Raw genomic sequence first — 23,636 nt, 5'->3', positions numbered from 1 at the left:
GTGCCGACACGGGCACGAAAAATGCCCCCTCCGCAGGTGGAGAGGGCATTTTGCGGGAAGCGCTACGCGGCTAGTTCACGCGGCCGGTGCGCTTGCGGTAGGCCTTGTAGTCCTTGCGGCCCACGACGATCAGGATGGCGCCGAGGATGGCGGTGACCACTGCCTCGACGATGCCGAGGATCAGCAGGCGCTGGGCCAGGTCGTGGGTCTGGGAGCCGAAACCGTAGACCATCGCGCCGGCACCCCACACGGCCAGACCGATGCCGAAGAGGGTGGACAGGATCAGGCCCATTGCAACCCAGGTGGAGTTCCGGGTCAGGGAAGAGTGCGGAGCACTCAGCGACACCGGGTCGTAGCCGTCGATGTAGGTGTCATCGATGCGGCCGACGTACTCCGGGTAGGACTCGTTGCGGATATCTGCAACTGCGGTGGAACCCATTGTTCTTGTTTCCTTCTTCAGCTTCGGTGTGACTTCAGCGTGAGCTGCTGCGATGGTTCGAGTATACGACAGGACGCGTGGTCGTCCCTAGTCGTCGCCGCCCTTGAAGGCGGCGCGGGCGCGCTCGGCATTGATTGCGCCGACCGCATCCAGCGGGATACCAGCCGGGCACACGTCGGCGCACTCGCCGTACAGCGAGCAGTGGCCGAAGTTGGTCTCCAGCTCGTCGACCATCTTGCGGGCGCGGCGGGAACGCTCCTGCTTACCCAGCGGCAGCAGCTTCAGGTGCTTCAGCTTCGCGCCGGTGAACAGGTGCGCAGCGCCGTTCGGGCACGCAGCCACGCACGCGCCGCAGCCGATGCAGGCCGCGTAGTCGAGCGCGGTCTCCGCGTCGTGGTGGTTGACCAGCAGGGTGTCAGCGTCCGGTGCAGTGCCGGCGTTGACGGAGACGTAGCCGCCCTGCTCCATCACGCGGTCCAGCGCGGAGCGGTCCACGGCGAGGTCCTTGATCACCGGGAACGCGCCGGAGCGGAACGGCTCGATCTTCAGGGTGTCGCCGTCCTTGTAGTTGAACAGGCGCTGCAGGCAGGCAGTGGTGTTCTGGCCTGCGCCGTGCGGGCGACCGTTGACCAGCAGGCCGCAGGTGCCGCAGATGCCCTCGCGGCAGTCGGAGGCGAAGACGAACGGCTCCTTGCCCTGCTCGACGTAGGTCTCGTTCACGTGGTCGAGCAGCTCCAGGATGGACATCTGCTCCACAGCGTCATCGACCTGAACGGTCTCGAAGCTGCCCTCGGTGTCAGGACCAGCCTGGCGCCAGATTTCAAGTGTCAGTTTCATTACTTGTAGTTCCTTGCCATCAGCGGGATCGAATCAAAGTGCAGGGGTTCTGCGTGGCGGATGAACTGGCCTTCTCCGGCCGGCTCCCAGGCCGACACGAAGCACCAGTTGTCGTCGTCACGCTCTGCCTCGCCGTCATCGGTGAGGTGGTCCATACGGTAGTGCGCACCGCAGGACTCGTCGCGGTCCAGGGCGTCGATGCACATGAGCTCGCCGAGGTTGATGTAGTCGACGAGGCGCAGTGCAGCCTCCAGCGTCTGGTTCATGTCGTTCGGGGAACCCGGGATGGAGATGTTGGTCCAGAAGTCCTCGCGCAGGGCGCGGATCTTGCGGATGCCCTCCTCCAGGCCCTCCACCGTGCGGGACACGCCACAGTGCTCGTAGAGGATGTCGCCGAGCTGCTCGTGGAAGTGCTCCGGGCCGTGCGGCTCCGGGCCGCGGATGGACATGATGCGCTCGATGCGCTCGGTGACGTCAGCCACCACGTCCTGGGCTTCGCGGGAATCCTCGGCCAGCTTCTCCTCGCCGAGGTGGTCGGCCAGGTAGTTCGGCACCGTGAACGGCAGGGTGAACCAGCCGTCCACAGAAGCGGACAGCAGCGAGTTCGCGCCCAGGCGGTTCGCGCCGTGGTAGGTCCAGGAGCACTCGCCGGCGGCGAACAGGCCGTCGATGGAGGTCATCTCGTTGAAGTCCGTCCACAGGCCGCCCATGGTGAAGTGGACAGTCGGGGCGATACGCATCGGGGACTTGTACGGGTCCTCGCCGGTGGAGTCCTCGTACATCTCGAACAGGTTGGAGTAGCGCTCGCGGATGGTGTCTTCACCGAGGCGCTCGATGGCGTCGGAGAAGTCCAGGTACGCGGAGTTGTGCAGCGGGCCCACGCCGAAACCGGCGTTGAGCTGCTGGGAGATCGCGCGCGAAGCCACGTCGCGAGGCACGAGGTTGCCGAAGGCCGGGTAGCGGCGCTCCAGGAAGTAGTCGCGCTCCTCCTCCGGGATGGTGTTCGGGTCGCGGTCGTCGCCCTTTTCCTTCGGGGTCCAGATGCGGCCGTCGTTACGCAGGGACTCCGACATCAGCGTCGTCTTCGCCTGCCACTTCGCGTTGACCGGCAGGCCGGTCGGGTGGAACTGCACGAAGCACGGGGACGCGAGGTACGCGCCGCGCTCGTACGCGCGCATCATGGCGGAAGAGTTGGAGTTCTTCGCCAGCGTGGTCTTGTGGTACACGTTGCCGTAACCGCCGGTGGCGAGGATGACAGCGTGGCCGGTGAACGGCGCGATCTCACCGTTGATCAGGTTGCGAGTGACAATGCCCTCGCAGTGCTTCTTGCCGTCCTTCTCGGTGATGATCAGGTCCATCAGGTCGTGGTGGGTGAAGATCTCCACGTTGCCCAGGTGGATCTGACGCTGCAGCGAAGACGCGGTGGACAGCTGCAGCTGCTGGCCTGTTTGGCCGCGGGTGTAGTAGGTGCGGGAGACCTGCACGCCGCCGAAGGAGCGGGTGGCCAGGGTGCCGCCGTACTCGCGGGCGAACGGAGCGCCGATGGCGTTCATGTGGTCGATCACGCGGACAGACTCGACGGCCAGGCGCCAGCAGTCGGACTCGCGGCAGCGGTAGTCGCCGCCCTTGACGGTGTCCTTGGTGTGGCGGTAGGCGCCGTCGTTGTCCACCTTCTTGCCGCGGGCGGAGTTCACGCCGCCCTGGGCCGCAATGGAGTGCGCACGGCGCGGGGCGTCGTGGTAGGTAAAGGCCTTGACGTTGTAGCCGAGCTCGCCCAGTGCCGCGGCCGCGGCGCCGCCGGAGAGGCCGGTGCCGACCACCAGGACGGTGAACTTGCGGCGGTTCAGCGGCGAGACCAGGTTCATGTGGTCCTTCTGGTGCTGCCACATGTCCTTCATGCGAACCTCGTCGCGGTTCGGCTCGTTGGACTCGAGGACGTTGCCCGGGGTCACGCCTGCAGCTGCAGACTCGGGCTGGCGGAAGCCGCCGGTGCTCTGCTGGCCCTGTGCCTCAGCGGAGGTCTGCTCCCCGCCGTTGGAACCCTGGGCCCCGGAAAGACCGGAAATAGAGGTAGTCATAGTTGTTCTCCTAAAAAGCCGTTACCTGGAAAAATCCGGGACCCAGCCGAACGCGATGGCGAGCGGCATGACAACGTTGCCTGCGACAACGATGAACGGGAGGATGTACGCGAGGATGACCATCAGGCCCTCGCCGCGCTTGCCCAGCCAACCGAGGTCGGACACCGCAAGGTAGATACCGTGCGTCAGGTGCAGCAGCAGCGCCAGGTTGGCAACCACGTACACCAGCGTGACCCACCAGCGGCCCGGGGCAAAGGTGGCGAGCAGGTTGTTGCGCACCGCACCCTGGACGAACTCGTCGGAGGCGACAGCCTGGCCGAGAGTCAGGTCCAGCAGGTGGAAGATGATGAACAGCAGCAGGATGATGCCGGTCCAGATCATCGACTTCGTGGCGGTGGACTGCCACCCGCCCATCAGGTTGGTGCGCTTGAAGCGGCCGCGGGACGCGTTGGAGCGGGCGCGCAGGGTGAATGCGCCCCACACGTGCAGCACCAGGCAGGCCAGCAGGATGATGCGGAGAATCCACAGGAAGCCCTCGCGTGGGAACAGCGGCTCGCCGATCGTGCGCAGGAACTCGCCGTAGTCGTCGATCGGCGCGGAGCCGTCGGCGTTCAGCGGCATGAAGATCTTCAGGTTGCCCACCATGTGGCCGAGGACGAACAGGCCGAAGATCAGGCCAGTGATCGCCATGGTCAGCTTGACGGCCCACGTGGGGTAGGACGGCCGCTCGCGCAGCGGCTTCTCAGTAATTTTTCCGTGACGAATGGCTTCACGGTCTGCGTTTTGTACAGTCATGGCACCTCCAGTGTCGCTAATACTCTAAGAGATAGCCCCCGCTCATACACACCGGATTGCCAGGTTGCCCGAGACACCCCCTAGCCTCAACCCCCACTTGAGCCCTTCATCCAGCGCACCACATTGAATGTGACCTTCGTCACCGCATTGCCGATCCACCTTAGACCCCACATTCTCCACCCCTTTAAGTGTCAATCATTGGTTGGTTAGTTCACCCTTACTTCCAGCGCGACCCTATGAGCCGAAAATCGGTACCCTGGCTGCCATGGCTATCGACAAGAACACTGAAAACAAAGCAACCCGCCAGATCGACGCTCCCGCAGCCGAGATCTTCGACATCCTCTCCAACCCCGAGCGCCACGCCGAAACCGACAACTCCGGCATGGTCGTCTCCGCGGACCAGGGCGAGCGCCTGAAGAACGTCGGCGACACCTTCACCATGAACATGACCAAGGAGGACGGCGACTACCAGACCGTCAACGAGGTCTTCGCCATCCAGGACGACCGCATCATCGGCTGGAAGAACGTGGAAAACACCACCGCCGAGGTGAAGGTCGGCGCGAAGTGGCTCTACGAGCTCGAGCCGATCGACGCGGACAACACCAACGTCACCCTCACCTACCAGCGCGATGAGCTGGAGGAGAACCTACTCGCCATGACCGAGAAGTTCGACGACGACTTCCTGGCCAAGTCCCTCGATTCCCTCGCAGAGGCAGTCGCAGGCGCATAAGCCTTCGCTTCTCGACGTCACCAAAGGCGGCCCGCCGGACCCAGCGCCCGGCCGGCCGCCTTTCCCATGCCCGCCGCTTCGCCAACCGTCCCCGCACCGACCCCGTCCCCACACCAGCCCCGCCCGCTCTCCTGATCTGCTAGTTCCCCAAATTTGCGAACTAGCAGATCAACTGTCCAACTTTTCGTTTCCGCAGTTGATATCGGCAACGACTTTCACTATGAGCCTGATCTGCTAGTTGCCCGGAGGAAGACGGGGCGGGGAACTAGCAGATCTGCCACTGAAGCAGCCCAGCCGTGCCACCCTCGCCGCCAGGGTTGGTCCCACTCCGGCCCTGCCGTGTTCGTCTAGCGGTGTCGAAGCGCTGCTAGACGGTCACGCTGGTAATGAACATCAGCTTCATTACGACCTGGGGAAATACAATCGGGGATTGCTGATCGTCTAGCAGGGTCGCGCGCGCCGCTAGACGATCCACGGATTCGCGCGGGCGGCTGCCACGGCACGCAAAAAGGCGGGCCCTGCCAGAAAGCGGGGCCCGCCTTTGGTGCGTCGTAAAGCGAAGGCTTACAGGTTGATCATGTGGCCTTCGATGCCGTGCGCGATCTCCTTGATCACCTCCGGCAGAGTCGGGTGGATGTGGATGGAGCGCGCGATCTCGCCTGCGGTGAGGTCGAAGCGCTGCGCGAGGACGACCTCCGGTATGAGCTCGGAGACGTTTGCGCCGACGAGGTGGCAGCCCAAGATCTCGCCGAACTCGGCGTCCGCGACGAGCTTGCCAAAGCCAGCGGTCTCCGCCAAGCCCACTGCCTTGCCGTTTGCGGAGAACGGGAAGGTGGCAACCTTGATGTCCTTGTCCGGCCACTTCTCCTTCGCCTGCTCCTCGGTGTAGCCCATGGAGGCGACCTGCGGGTTGCAGAAGGTGGCGCGCGGGGTCATCATGTAGTCCTCGATTTCGAGGGTCTCCGCGTCCGCGATGGTCTCGGCGGCGATGATGCCCTGGGCCTCAGCCAGGTGGGCGAGCTGGAGCTTCGCGGTGACGTCGCCGATGGCGTAGATGTGGTCGACGTTGGTGCGCATGCGCTCGTCGATAGCGATGGCGCCGCGGTCGGTGAGCTCGACGCCGGTGTTCTCCAGGCCGTAGCCCTCGGTGCGCGGGGCGAAGCCCACGGAGATCATGACGCGGTCCGCGGTGAGGGTCTGAACGTCGTCGGAGCCGTTCTTCTTCACGTCGACCTCGACGGAATCGCCGTTGTCGCGAACCTCGGTGGTGGCGTGGCCGGTGAGCAGCTTCACCCCGAGCTTCTTGTAGGCCTTGGCGATCTCCTTTGAAACGTCCTTGTCCTCGTTGGGCAGGACGCGGTCCATGTACTCGATGACGGTGACGTCCACGCCGTAGTTGGACAGCACGTAGGCGAACTCCATGCCGATGGCGCCGCCGCCGACGATGACCATCTTTTCCGGAGCCTCCGGGTTGAGGATCTGCTCCTCGTAGGAGACCACGTTCTCGGACAGCTCAATGCCCGGCAGGGTGCGCACAACGGCACCGGTGGCGATGATGCAGTCATCGAAGGTGACGGTCATGCCCTTGTCGTCGCCGTCAGTGATCTCGATGGTCTTGGCGTCCTTGAACGAGCCCAGGCCGTTGATCTCCTTGATCTTGTTCTTCTTCATCAAGTAGTGCACGCCACCGACGATCTTCTCGGAGACCTTGCGGGAGCGCTTTTGGGCGTCCGTGTAGTCGAACTCCACGTCACCCTTGATGCCGAAGGTCTTCGCCTCGTGGTTGAAGATCTCCGCAACCTCTGCGTTCTTGATCAGGGCCTTGGAGGGGATGCAGCCCACGTTGAGGCAGACACCTCCCCAGTACTGCTTCTCAATGACAGCCACTTTCTTACCAAGCTGAGCTGCACGGATGGCGGCAACGTAGCCACCGGGGCCCGCGCCGAGGACAACAACGTCAAAATGTTCTTTACTCACAATGCATATCGTACGTGCCCGTCTGGCAAAATGTTGCGGAGCATCTTGTTTCTTCCTTGAATGAAAGTGAGCGATTCACTGTGAAGTTCACTCGCACGGCGGTAGCCCTGGGCGCCGCTGCCCTTATCGCCGCGGGCTCCGTTCCCGCCGTCCAGCACTTCGCAGCCGAGGGTGACGCCGACAAGCCGGTCACCGTACTGTCTCCGGCGGCGACGACGGTGCAGACCTCGCTTGAGACCCCGACTTCCAGCACAACCACCCCGACTTCCAGCCCCACCACCACGTCGGAGAGGCCGAAGGTCGTGCAGAATTCCACGACGGAGACGGCGACGACGACGACGGCGGCGGATGCGCCGTCGACAAGCACGAGCACGAGCCCGACCGCAACGGTCGTGGAAACCACCGCCGAAGAAGAAGCGCACCCGAACATTAGCCCGCTAGGTGAGGCCCCGAAGACCTTCCAAGGCAAAGACCAAAGGTGGGTGCGCATCCTCGCCGGCAACCGCAAAAACTGGGACAACGAGGCAATCAGCGTGTACTCCGAGTCGATGGAACGCGAGATTCCGGTGGCGATCTTCTACGCCACCGACGAAAACGGTGAACGCAAGGAGAACGCGCCGACGGTCTACCTCCTCAACGGGGCCGGCGGCTCCGAGCAGGACACCGACTGGGTCGCGCAGGCCTACGACGAGCTGGAAAAGACCTACAAGGACTCCGGCGCGAACGTTGTCATCCCGATGGAAGGCGCGTTCTCCTACTACGTGGACTGGGCCGCCGAGCCGCCGGTGGACACGGACACCAACCCGTTCTTCCACGGCAAGCAGATGTGGTCGACCTTCCTGGCGCACGAGCTGCCACAAGCGGTCGAACCGTACATGAAGGCCGATGAGGAGCACCGCGCGGTGGCCGGCCTGTCCATGGCCGCGACCTCCGTGCTGCTTTTGGCGGAGCACAACCCGGGTTTCTACGACGCTGTGGGCTCCTTCTCCGGCTGCGCGGCGACGTCCACGCCGATTCCTTGGGAGTTCGTGAACCTGACCGTCAGCCGCGGCGCGCCGAATGTGATGTCGCCGGAGTACATCTTCGGAGAACGCGGCTCGGACTACAACCGCCACTACGACGCGCTGGTCAACGCTGCCGATCTGAAGGGCACTGCGGTGTACCTGTCCACCGGCACCGGCCTGGCGGGCGAGAGCGATACGCCGGGCTACCTGAAGGACCGCTTGATCAATCAGTACGGCGTGGACCCGGACTCGGCTTCGGCCCGCGCGCTGTCCAACGCGATGACTCTGCAGGTTGAAGGCGGCGTGATCGAGGCTGCGATGAACGCCTGCACCCACGATCTGATGGTGAAGATGCGCGCCAACGACGTGGAGGTCACCCACGCTGAGCTGCGCAATGTGGGCACCCACAGCTGGGCGTCCTGGCGCGACGACGTGAAGCTTTCCTTTGACAAGGTGTTCAAGGAGGCGCTCGGCCTGGAGCAGTAGGCACCTGCTTCTCGACGAACCAAAGGTGCCTCCCCGAAAACAGTCCGGGGAGGCACCTTTTTCGCTGCGTAGCGCGCTAGAACATGCCCTTTTAGAACATGCCCATGCCGTAGGCGATGGTGGAGGACATGGAGGAGCCTGCGTGCACGAGCTCGCCGAGAATCTGGTTGATCTGCACCTGGACAGTTTCGATGGGGTTCATGTTGGGGTCCTTTCGGGGTTTCCGGGCGGGAGGCGCAACACGCCACACGCGTAACGCTGGCCACTACAGTAACGAATGTCCCATAGAATGGCGCAATAATTGCCTGTCAGTTTAACCCCTCCCCCAGGACTGGATACACAGATGAAGAAGATCAAGGCGGCGGCGCTTGCCGCCCTTACGGCAGTCTCCCTCGCATGCACCGGCGCACCGGCGGCCTCCGCACAACCGGCCGGCCAGGAGGGCATTGTGAAGGCGTGGGACGCGCGAACGAATCCGCCGCTGATCACCCGCACCGGCCAGGCGCAGGAGTGGGTCAACCAGGTGGACCACAAGACGGTGCTGTCCTACAACGTGTACTCCCCCTCCATGCGCCGCGACATCCCGGTCGCGGTCGTGCCGGCCACCAACGCCGCCGGCAACCGCGTGCGCAACGCCCCGACGCTGTACCTGCTCAACGGCGCCGGCGGCGCGGAGCAGAACCAGGACTGGCTGAAGCTCTACCCGGTGAAGGACTACTTCGCCGGCAAGGGCGTCAACGTGGTGGTGCCGCAGGCCGGCGCGTTTTCCTACTACACGGACTGGGTGAAAACGGACGTCGCCTCCGACTACGTCAACGGCCCGCAGAAGTGGGAGACGTTTTTGACCAAGGAGCTTCCCGGTCCGATCGAGCGCGTGGTGGGCGCCAACGGCCGCCGCGCCGTAACCGGATTGTCCATGTCCGCCACCTCTGCCCTGCTGTTCGCGGAGCATAACCCGGGGATGTACCAGGCCGTGGCGGCGTTTTCCGGCTGCGCGTCCACGTCTTCGCCGCACGGCTACAATTTCGCGCGCGTGACCGTCAACCGCGCGGGCAACCCGAATTTCCAAACGGTCACCCCGGAGATGATGTGGGGGCCGATGAACGGGCCGTACAACCGCTACAACGACGCGCTTTTGGGCGCGGAGAAGCTGCGCGGCACCCGCCTGTACGTCTCCTCCGGCACGGGGCTGGCGGGCCACCCGGACCAGGTCAGCTACCTGCTGGGCAAGGGCGCCCCGATGCCGGCGGCGCAGCTCGGCTCGGGCGTGCTGCAGGTCGAAGGCGGCGTGATCGAGGCCGCGGTGAACAAGTGCACCCACGATCTGAAGGCCAAGCTGGACGGCCTGGGCATCCCGGCGCACTTCGAGCTGCGCAACGTGGGCACCCACTCCTGGCCGTACTGGACCGAGGACATGGACCACGCCTGGCACACCACAATCAAGCCTGCTCTGGGGGCTTAGCGTGCGCGACATCGAGCCCAAGCTTCTCGACGACCTCACGGCCGCCCCCGCCCTGAAATGGGCCCGGGAGTGGTCCGACGCGACAGAAGCGCGGCTCGATTCGGCCGCGCTACGTAAGCGGATCCGCGCCGCTTTGGATTCGGACGACCGGATCCCGTTTGTCACCCGGCGCGGCGAGTACCTGTACAACTTCTGGCGCGACAGCGAGCACGAGCGCGGGCTGTGGCGCCGCACGACGCTCGCCTCGTTCCTCGCCTCGTCCCTCGGCGAGGAGGGAACCGGAACCGAATGGGAGGTCCTCCTCGACGTCGATGCGCTGGCCGCCGACGAAGACGAGGACTGGGTGTACAAGGGCGCAACCGTGTTGCCGCTGAGCTGGGACCGGGCGCTGATCCGCCTGTCGCAAGGCGGCGCGGACGCGGTGATGGTGCGCGAGTTCGACCTTGAAACCCGCACCTTCGTCGATGCAGCAGCGGGCGGCTTCACCATCGACGAGGCGAAAACGGATGTCAGCTGGGTAGACCGCGACACCATCCTGGTGGGCACCGACGAAGGCCCGGGCACGGTCACCAACTCCGGCTACCCCATGCAGGTGGCGCGCTGGACCCGCGGCGGCGACAAGACCGTCATCTTCACCGGCGAGCCCGACGACGTGGCCGTCGGGGCGGGCTATGACGTGGTAGACCAGAGGACCGTCGTCACGCGGGCGCTCGATTTTTACACCTCGCGCACGTGGGTGGACGGCGAGTTCCTCGACGTGCCGGACGATTGCGACGCCGTCCCCCACCGGAAGTGGCTGTTCATCCAGCCGCGCACCGAGTACGCGGGCGTGCCCGCGGGTGCCCTCGGCGTAATCGGCCTCGACGCGTTCCACAAAGGCGACCGCGATTTCACCGTGCTGGAGCAGGACGCGACCGTCGAAGCGATCACGTTCACCGAAAATGCGCTGCTTATCGCCTGCCTTGTGGACGTGGCCACCAGCATCTCCCGCGTCACGCTGGGCACCTGGGAGCGCACCGAGCTCACCCTGCCCGAGGCCGCGAGCGCCCACGTGGTGGCCGCAAGCCCGCTCGCCGGGGACGAGTTCTGGGTCGCCGCCTCCTCCTTCACCACGCCGACAACGCTGTTGCGTGGCGACGCCTCCGGCGCGCTCACCGAAGCCAAGCACGCCCCCGCCCACTTCGACACGAGCGGGCTTGAAACCCGCCAGCACTGGGTGACCTCCGCCGACGGCACGCGCCTGCCGTACTTCATCACCGGCGACTTCTCCCTTGGCCCCCGCCCCACGCTGGTGGGAGGCTACGGCGGCTTCGAGGTCTCGCTCACGCCCGCGTTTTCCAACGTGCGCGGCATCGCGTGGCTGGAGCAGGGCAACTTCTACGTCCAGCCCAACCTGCGCGGCGGCGGCGAGTTCGGGCCCGAGTGGCACTCGCAGGTGGTCAAGACCAACCGCCACAAGGTGTGGGAGGACCACAAGGCGGTGCTCGAGGACGTCGTCGCCCGCGGCTACGCCACGGCTGCGCAGATTGCCATCCGTGGCGGCTCGAACGGCGGGCTGCTCACCTCCGGCGCGCTGGTGCAGTACCCGGAGTGCTTCGGGGCGGCGGTGATCCAGGTGCCGCTGACGGACATGCTGCGCTACCACACCCTGTCCGCCGGCGCTTCCTGGATGGCGGAGTACGGCGACCCGGACAACCCCGAAGAGCGCGCCGCGATTGCAACCTGGTCACCGCTGCACAACGTCCGCCCGCGCGAGGAAGTGGCCTACCCGCCGGCGCTGGTGACCACCTCCACGCGCGACGACCGCGTCCACCCCGCCCACGCCCGCACCTTCGCGCTCGCGCTGTGGCGGGCTGGCCAGCCGGTGGATTACTTCGAAAACACCGCAGGCGGTCACGCAGGTGCCGCCGATAATGCACAGGTGTCGCGGGTGGAAGCGTTGATCTACCTGTGGATCGACGACAAGATCGGCAACACCCTGGCGTAGACTTCCCGGCGATGAGAAACCTGAGGCTTCGCTCCACACCCATCCCCGGCACCCGCGACCGCTACACCGGCGTGGAGTTCAACCTGGGGTTCCACGTCACGCACTACGACCTGGATTTTGACTACAAGGTTGCCCCGAACCGTCTCGAAGCAACTGCGACCCTGACGCTGAGCACCTGGCGGGAGTTAAACCACCTCACCCTCGACCTCACCCAGGGCCTGTCGGTGCGCCGCGTGGAGGTATCCGGACGCTTTGAAATCAAGCGCTACCGCCACCACGGCGGCAAGCTGCGCATCACCTTCGACCAGTTCATCCCGGTGGACACGGAGCTGCAGCTGACCATCCGCTACGCCGGCTCCCCGCGCCCCCGCCGCACCGCGTGGGGCATGCTGGGCTGGGAGGAGCTGGAAAACGGCGCGCTGACTGCCAACCAGCCCGACGGCGCGCCGTCCTGGTTCCCCTGCGACGACACCCCGGACGAGAAGGCCACCTACACCTTCAACGTGCGCGCGGACCGCGGGTACGTGGCGGTGACCAACACCACCGCCCGCCCCATGGCCACCTACCTGGCCACGGTGCAGGTGGGCCAGTTCCACCGCGTGGATCTGGGCCGCAACACCGTGGCGTGGCTGCCGCCGGCGACCCAGGTGGGCGACTTGGACAAGCAGCAGGCCATGCTGGACTACTTCGAAACCGTCTTCGGCCCCTACCCGTTTGAGAACTACCAGGTGGTCGTGCATGAAGATGAGCTGGAGATCCCGCTCGAGGCCCAGGGGCTATCCATCTTCGGCGTAAACCACCTGCAGGGCAACGAGCGCCTCATCGCGCACGAGCTGGCGCACCAGTGGTTCGGCAACTCGCTGGGCATCGCGCAGTGGGAGGACATCTGGCTCAACGAAGGTTTCGCCTGCTACTCCGAGTGGCTGTGGGCGGACTTTACGGGGCAAATGCCTATCGACGCCTCCGTGCGCACCCACTACGCCAAAATCACGCCCATGCGGTTCACCCTCGCTGACCCGGGCCCGCGCGACATGTTCGACGACCGCGTGTACAAACGCGGCGCCATCGCCCTCCACGCACTGCGCCGCGCCTTCGGCGACGCCGTGTTCTTCAACGCGGTGCGCGATTACGTGGCCACCAACGCCCACGGCATCGTGGAGACCTTCGACCTGGTCAACGCGTTTAAGCGCCAGGGCGTGGACATCTCCCCGATCCTGGACGCGTGGATCCAGCACCCCGAGCTTCCGGAGTGCCCGTGAAAAACCTCTCCCTGGCCACCATCTTCGCCGCGGCCAGCGGCTTTGTGGTCATGTGGATTGCCAGCTGGGCCCTGGACGCCGAGCACGGCTACAACTCCTTTTTGGCCTACTGGGGCCTGTTTTTCGCCTGCACCGGGCTCATCGACGGCATCACGCAGGAAACCACCCGCGCCGTGGCAGCCTCGCGCGAGACGCAGGTGCGTGGCAGCGCTAACCCGTGGAAGCTCGGCGCGGCGATCGGCGCGGCGCTAGCTGCAGTGGTGCTGCTGGTGGGGTTTTTCACCATGGGCCGCATCGTGCCCGCCCACCCGGGCACCGCCACGGGGTTGTTGGCGTTCGGCCTGCTCAGCTACGCCTTCCAGGCGGTGCTCTCCGGCATCTTGAGCGGCTCCGGGCTGTGGAACCGCTACGCCGCGCTGGTCGCCCTGGACTCCGGTGTGCGCCTCGTGCTTGCGGTCGTGGTGTGGGCGCTCGGCGGCGGGCTGGTGGAGTTTTTGGCCATCACCGTCATCGGCGCGCTGAGCTGGGCGGTGGTCCTGGCGCTGGCGCCGGTGCGCGTGCAGCTGGACGTGGACCGCGGGGCGTTTGTGCGCCGCGTCGGCTCCGCCATGGTGGCCTCCGGGGCGTCGGCCGCGCTGATCACGGGCTTTCCCACCGCCGCCTCCGCCGCCTTCCCCGCGGCGACTGCTGGCGCTGCCGTCGCCGCGATCAACAACGCCGTCATGCTCACCCGCGCGCCGGTGCTGGTGCCGCTGCAGCGTTTCCAATCGGCGCTGGTGGTGCGCTTCGTGGAGCGCCGCAGCACCGTCTACAGGGCGCTCGCCGCGCCCGTCGGCGCGATCATGGGCGTCGGCCTCATCGGCTTCGCGGCCGCCTGGCTGATCGGCCCGTGGATTTTGCGGGTGGCGTACAAACCGGAGTTGTTTGTCGACGGGCTCACGCTCGGCCTGCTCACCTTCGCCTCCGCGTTCATGGGCATGCTCATGATCACCGGCGTGGCCGTGCTCGCTTTAGAGCGCCACGCCTTCTACGTCGCCGGCTGGCTCGCCGCCACCGCCACCGCGTTCGCCGTGTTGTTCCTCGCGCCGTGGGGCGTCGCCACAACGGTTGTGGTGGCGCTGTTCGCCGGGCCGATCGTCGGCGCGCTCGTGCACCTGGCGGGCCTTGTAAGGTAGCCGGATATGGAGTCTTTGCTGGTCACCGGCGGCGCCGGTTTCATCGGGTCGAACTTCGCGCGCATGGCGTCCGAGCGCTACCGCGTCGTGGTCGTGGACAAGCTCACCTACGCCGGCAACCGCGCGAACCTGCCGGAGGGCATTGAGTTCGTGCGCGGGGACATCTGCGAGCAACCGCTCATCGACGAGCTCGTGTCCGCCACCGACGCCGTCATCCACTTCGCGGCCGAATCGCACAACGACAACTCACTGAGGGACCCGTCCGCGTTCGTGCACAGCAACATCAACGGCACATTCGCGCTGCTGGAGGCGGTGCGTAAGTTCGACAAACGCCTGCACCACATCTCAACCGATGAGGTCTTCGGCGATTTGGAGCTCGGCGGCACGGACGCGTTTTCCGAGACCACGCCGTACAACCCCTCCTCGCCCTACTCGGCAACGAAAGCCGGCTCCGACCACCTCGTGCGCGCTTGGGTGCGCTCGTTTGGGGTGCGCGCGACGATCTCGAACTGCTCCAACAACTACGGGCCTTACCAGCACATAGAGAAGTTCATCCCCCGCCAGATCACCAACATCCTCACCGGCCAGCCCGCCAAGCTCTACGGCACCGGCGCGCAGGTGCGCGACTGGATCCATGTGGACGACCACAACGACGCCGTCCTGGCCATCTTGGAGCGCGGGCGCATCGGCGAGACCTACAACATCGGCGCGAGCAACCCCGGCGACGCTCACGTCACGAATAAGCAGGTCATCGAGACCATCTGCGAGCTCATGGGCGGCGAATACGTCCACGTCGCCGACCGCCCCGGTCACGACCAGCGCTACACCATGGACGCCACCAAGCTGCGCCGCGAGCTCGGCTGGCAACCGCAGCACACGGACCTGCGCAGCGGGCTGGAGCAGACCATCGCCTGGTACACCGACAACCGCTGGTGGTGGGAAAACGACAAAGCAGGCATTGAACGCGGGTACGCGGAAAGGGGACAGTGAAATGACCACCATCGACGGCCTCGAGGTTCACCGGCTCACCGTCCACGAGGACAACCGCGGCTGGTTCAAAGAGAACTGGTCCGGCCAAAAACTCACCCCGAAGCAGCACAACGTCAGCTTCAACGCCCGGCGCGGCGCGACCCGCGGCATGCACGCCGAGCCGTGGGACAAGTGGGTCTCCGTGGCCACCGGCCGCGTGTTCGGCGCGTGGGTGGACATGCGCGAAGGCTCCGCCACGTACGGCGAGAAGTTCACCTGCGAGATCGGCCCGGACACCGCCGTGTTCGTCCCCCGCGGCGTGGCCAACGGCTTCCAGGCGCTCGAGGACGACACCACCTACATCTACCTGGTCAACCAGCGCTACTCCCCCGGCGGCGCGTTCTGCTCCTACAAGGAGATCGACTGGCCGCTCGAGCCCACCGAGCTGTCCGCCAAAGACCTCGAGCATCCCATGCTTATCGACGCCACAGCGCTGCCCCCACGCCGCATCCTCGTCACCGGCGCCAACGGCCAGCTCGGACGCGCCCTGCGCCAAATCTGGTCGGATACCGAAGCCCACTTCGTGGGCCACGACGAGTTCGACATCTGCTGCGCCGCCGACGCGGCGAAACGCGCCGGCATTGACTGGGCGGACTACTGGGCGATTGTGAACTGCGCCGCCTACAACGACGTCAACGGCGCGGAGGACGACCGGGCCGGGGCATGGAGGGTGAATGCGGCGGCACCGGCGGAGCTTGCGTCGATAAGCAATGAGGACGACCTCACGCTCGTCCATGTCTCCTCCGACTACATCTTCGACGGCAACGTCGAGGTGCACGACGAGGCTGAGGCGCCGTCGCCGCTGAGCGCGTACGGCGCGTCGAAGGCCGCCGGCGACACCGCCGCGCAGGTCGCGCGCAAGCACTACGTGGTGCGCACGAGCTGGGTGTTCGGCGACGGCCGCAACTTCATGTCCGTCATGGCCGACCTCGCGGCGAAAGGTGCGGCGCCGAAGGTGGTCTGCGACCAGCGCGGCCGCCCCACCTGGGCCGAGGACCTGGCCAAAGGCATCGCGCACCTGCTCGACACCGGTGCCGAGTACGGCGTGTACAACATCACCTCCGACGGCGACGCCGTCACCCGCGACGAGATCGCCATGGCCGTGTTCATCGCCGTCGGCGGCGACCCGGCGGACGTCCACCCCGTGACCACTGAGCAGTACGGCGCCGAATTCGGCGTTGAGGCGCCACGCCCCCGCGAATCCACCCTGGCGCTGGACAAAATCAAAGCCACAGGTTTCAACCCGACGAACTGGCGCGCGGCGCTGGCGCTGTATGTGGCGCTGCGGTAACTAGACTTCCCACTCATGAAGGGCATCATTCTCGCCGGCGGCTCGGGCACGCGCCTGTACCCGATCACCCAGGGCATCTCGAAGCAACTCATGCCCATCTACGACAAACCGATGATCTACTACCCGCTATCCACGCTGATCAGCGCGGGTATCAGGGAGATTTTGATCATCACCACCCCGGAGGACCGGCCGAACTTCGAGCGTTTGCTTGGCGACGGCTCACGCCTCGGCATCATGCTCCACTACGCCGAACAACCCCGCCCGGAGGGACTGGCGCAGGCGTTTTTGATCGGCGAGGAGTTCATCGGCGACGACTCGGTGGCGCTGGTGCTCGGCGACAACATCTTCGACGGCAGCGGCATCTCGGAGGCGCTCGGCCAGGTGCGCGACATCGACGGCGGGGCGATTTTCGCCTACGAGGTCTCGGACCCGCAGCGCTATGGCGTGGTCGAGTTTGACGCGGACGGCACCGCGCTGTCCATCGAGGAGAAACCGGAGGCTCCGAAGTCTAACTTCGCCGTGGTGGGGCTGTATTTCTACGACAACGATGTTGTGGACATTGCCAAATCCATCACCCCCTCGGCGCGGGGCGAGCTGGAGATCACCTCCGTCAACGAGGCCTACCTGCGCCGCGGCGACCTGAAGGTGCACCGCCTGCACCGGGGTGATGTGTGGCTGGACACCGGCACCATCGACTCCATGAGCGAGGCCAGCGCCTACGTGGAGGTGCTGCAAAAGCGCACCGGCACCGTCATCGGCTCACCGGAGGTGGCGGCGTACCGCGAGGGCTTCATCGACGCCACGCAGTTGGAGGCCCTGGGCGAGCAGGTGCTGAAATCCGGCTACGGCCGCTACCTCATCGACGCAGCAAGGGACTAACCATGGCCACGATTACCGCACTGGTGACCGTCTACCACGGCACCGACGAACACGACCTGGTCCGTGCCCTCGATTCGCTGGCGGCGCAGACGCGGCCTGCGGACGAGCTGGTCATTGTGGCGGACGGGCCGGTGTCGGAGGGGGTCCGGAGGGTCGTCGAGAAGCAAGATGCCCGGGTGATTCGGCTGCCTGAGAATGTCGGCGCGGGCCCGGCGTCGCAGGCTGGCCTTGCCACGATCGATTCCGACTACACCGCACGGCTGGACTCCGACGACGCCGCGAAACCGACACGCTTCGCCCGGCAGCTGGAGTATTTGGAGGCGCACCCGGAAGTTGGCGCGCTAGGCACCGCGGTCGAAGAATTCGCGGAAACCCCCGGCGACACCGGCAAGGTGCGCGCCCTGCCGGAAAACCCGCACGCGTACGCGAAGATGAACTCGCCGGTGAACAACCCCTCGGTGATGCTGCGCACCCGGGCGGTCAAGGAGGTCGGCGGCTACCGGGACGTGCACTTCATGGAGGACTACGACCTCTACGCGCGGCTGATCGCCGGCGGTTGGCACGTGCGCAACCTGCCGGAAGCGCTGACGGACTTCCAGGTCACCGACGCGCAGTTTTCCCGCCGCACCGGCCGCGAGATGCTCGCCGCGGAAGTGCAGATGCAGCGCAACCTGGTCGCCTACGGCCTTGTTTCGCGCCCGCGGGCGGCGTTCAACCTGGCGGCGCGCACCGCATACCGCGCGCTACCCACAGGTTTGCTCCGGCGCGTGTACGCCGCTTTGTTCCACCGTGGGGAGTAACCTAACGGGCGATATGAGCGGATTTTCAGACACTTGGCTGATCGTGCCTTGCTACAACGAGGGCACGGTCATCTTCGACGTGCTCACGAATGCGCGCGAGACGTTCCCCAACATCGTGGGTGTCAACGACGGGTCCGCCGACGACTCGGCCGCGCAGATCCGCGCCGCAGGCGCCCACCTGGTGGACCACCCGGTCAACCTGGGGCAGGGCGCGGCAATCCAGACCGGCGTGGAGTACGCCCGCGCCCAACCCGGCGCGAAATACTTTGTCACCTTCGACGCGGATGGCCAGCACCAGGTCAAAGACGTTATGCGGATGATCGAGCGGCTGCGCACAGAGCCGTTGGACATCATCGTGGGCACCCGGTTTGCCGGCCAGGAGAACTCACAAGTGCCGTGGATCAAGCGCGCGGTGTTGAAGACGGTGGTGATGCTGTCGCCGCGCACGAAGAAGCTCGGGCTCACGGACGCCCACAACGGGCTGCGAGCGTTCAACCGCAGGGTGGCCGAGGAGATGAACATCCGCATGAACGGGATGTCGCACGCCTCGGAGATCGTCTCCATGATTGACAAGCACGGCTGGCGCGTGGACGAGGAGCCGGTGGACATCCTTTACACGGAGTACTCGATGTCGAAGGGCCAGTCGCTGATCAACGGCGTGAACATCCTCGCCGACGGGCTCGTTGCAAGGAGGTTGCCATGATTCAAGCGTTGTTGCTGCTCGCTATCGTTGCGTTGGCCTGGTACTTCTTTGCTAATCGACGAAAAGCTAACGCCAAAGCCTGGGTAAAAATCGGCTTCGCCCTCATGATGGTGGCGGCGGTGTGGGCGATTGCCCGCCCCGACGATGTCACGGTGGTTGCCAACTGGCTGGGTGTGGCCCGCGGCACCGACCTGATGCTGTACGTGCTGGTGGTAGCGTTCTTCTTCGTCACCATCTCCACGTGGACGCGCTTCCGCGAGCAGGAGTTGCGCTACGCGCGCCTGGCCCGCGCCGTCGCGCTGCAGAACGCGCAGGCGCCGGACGCGGGCGACGCTAACCAGCAGCGCTAGAAACCGCGGCGGATCCACTCCTCCAGGTGCGGCGCCTCTGCGCCGATGGTGGTGTGGTCGCCGTGGCCGGTGCGCACCACCGTCTCCGCCGGCAGGTCCAGCACGGACTTCTGCAGGGAGTGGATGATGGTGTCGAAGGAGGAGAACGACCGCCCCGTCGCGCCCGGCCCGCCCTGGAACAGGGTGTCGCCGGAGAACAACTCACCGGCTTCTTCGGCGTAGATGACCACGGAGCCCGGTGAGTGGCCCGGGGTGGACATCACACGCAGGTCGGTGCCGGCGATGGTGAACGTGGCGCCGTCGAGAAGCTGGCGGTAGTGCGCGCCCGGGTTCTGGCGCTGCCACAAAAAGCCGTCGGTGGGGTGCAGGTACACCGGGGCGTCCACAAGCCGCGACAGCTCGGGCGCGGCGTCGACGTGGTCGGAGTGGCCGTGGGTGGCCAAAATGCCCTTCACGCGCCTGTTTCCCACCGCCTCAGCGATGGCTTCGGCGTTGTGGGCGGCGTCGATGATGTAGACCTCGGAGTCGTCGCCGACGATCCAGACGTTGTTGTCCACCTCCCACTCGCCGCCGTCGAGCTTGAACAGGCCGGAGGTGACGACGTTGTCGATGCGCATTTAGAACTCCACCACGCTTCGCAGCACGTCACCGCGCTTCATCTTCTCGAAGGATTCCTCGATGTCGCCGACGCCGATGCGCTCGGAGACGAACTCGCCCAGCGGGAAGCGGCCCTGCTTGTACAGCTCCACGTACGTGGGGAAGTCGCGCTCCGGCAGGCAGTCGCCGTACCAGGCCGGCTTGATGGAGCCTCCGCGGGCGTACAGATCGATCGCGGGGATGTCCACGTGGTCCGTCTGGTTGGGCACGCCGACCATGACCATGCGGCCGGCGAAATCGCGCGAGTAGAACGCCTGGCGCCAGGTGGGCTGGATACCCACCGCGTCGATGGCGACGTCGGCGCCGAAGCCGCCGGTGAGCTCGCGCACGGCCTCGATCACCTCGTCCTCGCTCATGTCCTTGGCGCAGATGGCGTGGGTGGCGCCGAACTTCTCGGTGGCAACGTCGCACTTTCGCTTATCGACGTCTACAGCCACCACCGTCGTCGCCCCCGCCAACGCCGCACCGGCCACAGCCGCAAGTCCGACGCCGCCGAGGCCGAAGACGACCACGGACTCGCCGCGCTGCACGTCGCCGGTGTTCACCGCGGCGCCGAGGCCGGCCATGATGCCGCAGCCGAGCAGGCCGGCCGCCGCCGGGTCGGCCTCCGGGTCGACCTTCGTGCACTGCTTTTCGTGCACGAGGGTCTTCTCTGCAAACGAGCCGATGCCGAGGGCGGGGGTGAGCGGAGTGCCGTCGTCAAGCGTCATGCTCTGCGAGGCGTTGTGGGTGTTGAAGCAGTTCTTCGTGTCGCCCTTGCGGCAGGCGCGGCACTCGCCGCACACCGCGCGCCAGTTCAGCACCACGAAGTCGCCTTCTTGGACGTGGGTGACGTCCTCGCCGATCGTTTCCACGACGCCGGCCGTCTCGTGCCCGAGGAGGAACGGGAACGCGTCCTCGATGTCGCCGTCGCGGTAGGCCAGGTCCGTGTGGCACACGCCGGTGGCCTGGACCTTGACCACGACGTCGTTGGGGCCGGGTTCGGGGATCACAATGTCCACGACCTCGACCGGGGCGCCCTTTTCGCGGGCGATTACGCCTTGAACAGTCTGTGTCATGTCCCCCAACACTACGAGCGGGCGATGACGTTTGCCACGTGCTCGTGTCCGCGCTGGTTAACGTGGATGGGCAGGTTGCCCGGGCCGCCGTAGAAGTCCACCAGGCCGGCCCACATGCGCGTGTTGTCGGGGGCGCACATGTTGTTGTTCCACGTGGAGGGTTTCAGGTCCAAAAACTCCACGCCGGCGGCGCGGGCGGTATCCACCTGCATCCACTGCGCGAGGTTCTCCCAGCGCTGCACGTCTTGGAAGCGGGTCCAATCGGAGGTGTTCGGGGCGATGTGGAACAGGCACACGCGGTCGCCGGCGGTGATCTTCGGGTAGCCCACGATCTGGATGCGCGCGTTCGGCGCGGCGGCGCGGATGCGGTTGATCTGCGGGACCATGTAGCGGGTGAAGTCGCGGCGGATGTCGGCATCCGGGCGCGAGGTGTTGTTGTACGTGTCGTTGAAGCCGACGGAGATGATCACGCGCGCGGTCGCTGGGGACAGGCCGCGGTCCGCGATCGCGCGGTCCACCTGCTGGAACAGGCCCGGGCCCTTGGAGATGGTCACCACGCCGGTGCAGGAGTAGTCGCGGGCGGCCAGGCCGAGCTTGGCGGCGGAGCGCTTGCCCCAGTTCGTCGGCGAGGTCGGGCACCAGGTGCCGTTGTCGGAGCGCCCGCGCGGGTCGAGCCCCAGCTTGCCTGCGGCCCACTGGCCCATGTTCGGGTCGGAGATGACAGAGTCGCCGAAGATGACCATGTTGCGGTCCTGCGCTTGCGCCGCCGGGGCGAGCGGGGCGAGAAGCGTGGCCGCCGCAACGAAGGCGGCGGCGATGCGGCGGGAAAATGACACGGCGAAATCCTTTCACAGGGGGAACTTGCGTAACAGTAGGCTACATTATCCACATGCGACCCACCCACCGTCCGCTGTTCCTACTCAAGTCTTTCGCCCGCTTCGTGCCCGCCGTTACACGTGCCGGCATCGTCAGCGCCGAAGGCGGCCCCCGCGCAGCCCTCGCGCTCGCGCCTAACCTCGCGCGCTACTGGTTCACCACCGCCCGCGAGGTCGAACAGGGTGCCGCTGCCGCACCGGACCGCATCGCACTTATCGACGACACCGGCGTGACCACCTACCGCCAACTCCGCGACGACTCGCGCACCCTGGCCAAATGGCTGCTCGCGCTACAAGACGAACGCGGCCTCGACGAACTGCGCATCGGTGTGATGGCCCGCAACGGCCGCGGCATCATCCTGCCGCTGGCCGCTAAAGGCTACGCCGGCGCCCATATCTTCCTGCTCAACATCGGCTCCTCGCCAGAGCAGCTCGCGGGCATCTTCGCCGAAAACAACATCAACGTCCTGTTCATCGACGACGAATTCGCCGACCGCCTCCCCGCCAACACCAACGGCATCGCCATCGTCCGCGCCCACGAAGACGGCGGCGAGGGGCTTTCGATTGGGCAGGTGGTCCGGATGGACGTCGATAGGCAACTGCCCCGCTGGCCGAAACACGGCAACCTCGTCCTGATGAGCTCCGGCACCACCGGCATCCCCAAAGGCATCGTGCGGCCCGAACCGCGCCTGCCGTTCGTCGTCGCCGGCTACCTCGAAGCCATCCCGTGGCGCGCGGGCGACACCGTGCAACTGACCGCCTCGATCTTCCACACCTGGGGCTGGTCCGCCCTGCAGGTCGCGCTGGCGACGCGCTCCACCATCGTCACCCGCCGCATCTTCGACCCGGAAGCCTGCTTCCGCGACATCCAGAAATACCGCTGCGACGGGCTGATTTCCTCGCCCATCTTCTTCAAACAGATGCTGGACGTGGAAGAAAGCTACGACACGTCCTCGCTGCGCTACCTCGCCTCCGCCGGCAACGCCGTCACCCCGTCGCTGCTGCGCCGCACCACCGAGCGCTTCGGCCCGATCCTGGCCAACATCTACGGCTCCACCGAACTCGCCCTCGCCGCGGCCGCCTCGCCCGAACAGATGCAGGCCGACCCCACCACCGTGGGCAAAATCCCGCCCGGCACGGTGCTCAAGCTTTACGACGACCAAGGGAACGAAGTCCGCCCCGGCCAAACCGGCCGCATCTTCCTGCACAACGAAACGGCGCTGCGCGGCTACACCAACCCGGCGACCGAGATGGTCGAGATCGACGGGCTGGTGGAAATGGGCGATTTGGGCTACCTCGACGACCGCGGGTATTTGCACGTGCAGTCGCGCAACGACGACATGATCATCGTCGGCGGCGAAAACGTCCACCCGCAATCCGTGGTGGAAGTGCTCGAGGACATGCCGGGAGTCGGCGAGGTGTACGCGCACGGCGTCGACGACGAGCAGATGTTCAAGCGCATCGCCGTGTGGGTGGTTCGCAGCGCCGACATCACCGCCGACGCGGTGCGCGACTGGGTGCGCGCCCACCTGGCCGACCACTCCATCCCCCGCGACGTGCACTTCGTCGACGAGCTGCCGCGCAACGCCGTCGGCAAGGTTGTGCCGCGGTTTTTGCCCGGTTTAGGGCAAAAAAATTGAGCCACCTGCGAGAATCGAACTCGCGACCTTCTCATTACGAGTGAGATGCTCTACCGACTGAGCTAAGGTGGCCGGGCATACAAAGATGCACCATCGCGAAAGTGTAGTGCAGCCGGGGAAAACTA

The 23,636-nt window shown here is 65.9% G+C and carries 21 protein-coding genes and 1 tRNA gene; 13 read left to right on the top strand and 9 right to left on the bottom strand.

The window, feature by feature from the left end; genetic code table 11:
• Nucleotides 1-70: 70 nt before the first annotated feature.
• From MHX64_RS03825 to MHX64_RS03810, 4 genes are all read right to left on the bottom strand, one after another.
• Nucleotides 71-439 carry a hypothetical protein gene (locus tag MHX64_RS03825; protein WP_181889686.1) on the bottom strand — a complete coding sequence of 123 codons (369 nt, stop codon included), beginning with the start codon at nt 437-439 and terminating at the stop codon, nt 71-73.
• Between the two features lie 87 nt (nt 440-526).
• Nucleotides 527-1,276 (bottom strand): succinate dehydrogenase/fumarate reductase iron-sulfur subunit, encoded by a 750-nt coding sequence (locus MHX64_RS03820; protein WP_181889685.1) that lies wholly within the window; start codon nt 1,274-1,276, stop codon nt 527-529.
• The gene (locus MHX64_RS03815) at nt 1,276-3,354 is read right to left on the bottom strand and encodes a fumarate reductase/succinate dehydrogenase flavoprotein subunit (RefSeq protein ID WP_239355965.1); all 2,079 of its coding nucleotides are present in this window, start codon (nt 3,352-3,354) and stop codon (nt 1,276-1,278) included. Before MHX64_RS03815 ends, MHX64_RS03820 begins: the two co-directional genes overlap by 1 nt.
• A 21-nt stretch (nt 3,355-3,375) precedes the next feature.
• A complete protein-coding gene (locus MHX64_RS03810) occupies nt 3,376-4,149 on the bottom strand; it encodes a succinate dehydrogenase cytochrome b subunit (protein WP_181889683.1) in 774 nt (257 codons plus the stop codon).
• Between the two features lie 265 nt (nt 4,150-4,414).
• Between MHX64_RS03810 and MHX64_RS03805 the strand changes: the two genes are divergently transcribed.
• Complete coding sequence (locus tag MHX64_RS03805; RefSeq protein ID WP_239307427.1) at nt 4,415-4,879, top strand: SRPBCC family protein; 465 nt, start codon at nt 4,415-4,417, stop codon at nt 4,877-4,879.
• 564 nt (nt 4,880-5,443) lie between these two features.
• Here the strand turns inward: MHX64_RS03805 and lpdA are convergent.
• On the bottom strand, nt 5,444-6,856 hold the full coding sequence (gene lpdA, locus MHX64_RS03800; protein WP_239355966.1) for a dihydrolipoyl dehydrogenase: 1,413 nt from the start codon (nt 6,854-6,856) through the stop codon (nt 5,444-5,446).
• Nucleotides 6,857-6,936: 80 nt separating this feature from the next.
• Here lpdA and MHX64_RS03795 point away from each other — a divergent pair, with 80 nt between their 5' ends.
• The 11 genes from MHX64_RS03795 to MHX64_RS03745 all read left to right on the top strand — a co-directional run bounded on the left by MHX64_RS03795 (nt 6,937) and on the right by MHX64_RS03745 (nt 19,281).
• Nucleotides 6,937-8,346: an alpha/beta hydrolase family protein gene (locus tag MHX64_RS03795; protein WP_239355967.1), complete on the top strand. Its 1,410-nt coding sequence runs from the start codon at nt 6,937-6,939 to the stop codon at nt 8,344-8,346.
• Between the two features lie 343 nt (nt 8,347-8,689).
• Entirely contained in the window at nt 8,690-9,808 is a 1,119-nt protein-coding gene (locus tag MHX64_RS03790; RefSeq protein ID WP_239355968.1) for an alpha/beta hydrolase family protein, read from the top strand.
• Between the two features lies 1 nt (nt 9,809).
• Complete coding sequence (locus MHX64_RS03785) at nt 9,810-11,795, top strand: prolyl oligopeptidase family serine peptidase (RefSeq protein ID WP_239355969.1); 1,986 nt, start codon at nt 9,810-9,812, stop codon at nt 11,793-11,795.
• Nucleotides 11,796-11,806: 11 nt separating this feature from the next.
• Nucleotides 11,807-13,054: a M1 family metallopeptidase gene (locus MHX64_RS03780; RefSeq protein WP_239355970.1), complete on the top strand. Its 1,248-nt coding sequence runs from the start codon at nt 11,807-11,809 to the stop codon at nt 13,052-13,054.
• Complete coding sequence (locus MHX64_RS03775) at nt 13,051-14,229, top strand: hypothetical protein (protein ID WP_239355971.1); 1,179 nt, start codon at nt 13,051-13,053, stop codon at nt 14,227-14,229. The genes MHX64_RS03780 and MHX64_RS03775 overlap by 4 nt, the downstream gene beginning before the upstream one ends.
• A gap of 6 nt (nt 14,230-14,235) precedes the next feature.
• Nucleotides 14,236-15,219, top strand: a complete 984-nt coding sequence (gene rfbB, locus MHX64_RS03770; protein ID WP_239355972.1) for a dTDP-glucose 4,6-dehydratase — start codon at nt 14,236-14,238, stop codon at nt 15,217-15,219.
• A 1-nt stretch (nt 15,220) separates the two neighbouring features.
• Entirely contained in the window at nt 15,221-16,549 is a 1,329-nt protein-coding gene (locus MHX64_RS03765) for a sugar nucleotide-binding protein (protein WP_239355974.1), read from the top strand.
• A 15-nt stretch (nt 16,550-16,564) separates the two neighbouring features.
• A complete protein-coding gene (gene rfbA / locus MHX64_RS03760) occupies nt 16,565-17,428 on the top strand; it encodes a glucose-1-phosphate thymidylyltransferase RfbA (protein ID WP_239355976.1) in 864 nt (287 codons plus the stop codon).
• 2 nt (nt 17,429-17,430) lie between these two features.
• On the top strand, nt 17,431-18,228 hold the full coding sequence (locus tag MHX64_RS03755) for a glycosyltransferase (protein ID WP_239355978.1): 798 nt from the start codon (nt 17,431-17,433) through the stop codon (nt 18,226-18,228).
• A gap of 13 nt (nt 18,229-18,241) precedes the next feature.
• On the top strand, nt 18,242-18,931 hold the full coding sequence (locus MHX64_RS03750; RefSeq protein ID WP_194560087.1) for a glycosyltransferase family 2 protein: 690 nt from the start codon (nt 18,242-18,244) through the stop codon (nt 18,929-18,931).
• Nucleotides 18,928-19,281 carry a DUF2304 domain-containing protein gene (locus MHX64_RS03745; protein WP_239355980.1) on the top strand — a complete coding sequence of 118 codons (354 nt, stop codon included), beginning with the start codon at nt 18,928-18,930 and terminating at the stop codon, nt 19,279-19,281. The genes MHX64_RS03750 and MHX64_RS03745 overlap by 4 nt, the downstream gene beginning before the upstream one ends.
• On the opposite strand, the gene MHX64_RS03740 is transcribed toward MHX64_RS03745, so the two are convergent.
• The 3 genes from MHX64_RS03740 to MHX64_RS03730 are packed head-to-tail and all read right to left on the bottom strand — an operon-like array spanning nt 19,278 to nt 21,832.
• On the bottom strand, nt 19,278-19,898 hold the full coding sequence (locus MHX64_RS03740) for an MBL fold metallo-hydrolase (RefSeq protein WP_239355982.1): 621 nt from the start codon (nt 19,896-19,898) through the stop codon (nt 19,278-19,280). The genes MHX64_RS03745 and MHX64_RS03740 overlap by 4 nt on opposite strands.
• Nucleotides 19,899-20,996: an S-(hydroxymethyl)mycothiol dehydrogenase gene (locus MHX64_RS03735; RefSeq protein ID WP_239355984.1), complete on the bottom strand. Its 1,098-nt coding sequence runs from the start codon at nt 20,994-20,996 to the stop codon at nt 19,899-19,901.
• 11 nt (nt 20,997-21,007) lie between these two features.
• Nucleotides 21,008-21,832, bottom strand: coding sequence for a GDSL-type esterase/lipase family protein (locus MHX64_RS03730; RefSeq protein ID WP_239355985.1), 825 nt, complete (start codon nt 21,830-21,832; stop codon nt 21,008-21,010).
• Between the two features lie 53 nt (nt 21,833-21,885).
• On the opposite strand from MHX64_RS03730, the gene MHX64_RS03725 reads away from it, so the two are divergent.
• On the top strand, nt 21,886-23,511 hold the full coding sequence (locus MHX64_RS03725; protein ID WP_239355986.1) for an AMP-binding protein: 1,626 nt from the start codon (nt 21,886-21,888) through the stop codon (nt 23,509-23,511).
• On the opposite strand, the gene MHX64_RS03720 is transcribed toward MHX64_RS03725, so the two are convergent.
• A tRNA-Thr gene (locus MHX64_RS03720) sits at nt 23,511-23,583 on the bottom strand. The two genes, MHX64_RS03725 and MHX64_RS03720, sit on opposite strands and share 1 nt — an antisense overlap.
• Between the last annotated feature and the right edge of the window lie 53 nt (nt 23,584-23,636).

Source organism: Corynebacterium sp. ACRPZ (assembly GCF_022346205.1).
Taxonomy (GTDB): domain Bacteria; phylum Actinomycetota; class Actinomycetes; order Mycobacteriales; family Mycobacteriaceae; genus Corynebacterium; species Corynebacterium lehmanniae.
The sequence above is the reverse complement of the archived record's forward strand: the minus strand, read 5'-3'. Positions and strand labels throughout refer to the sequence as shown.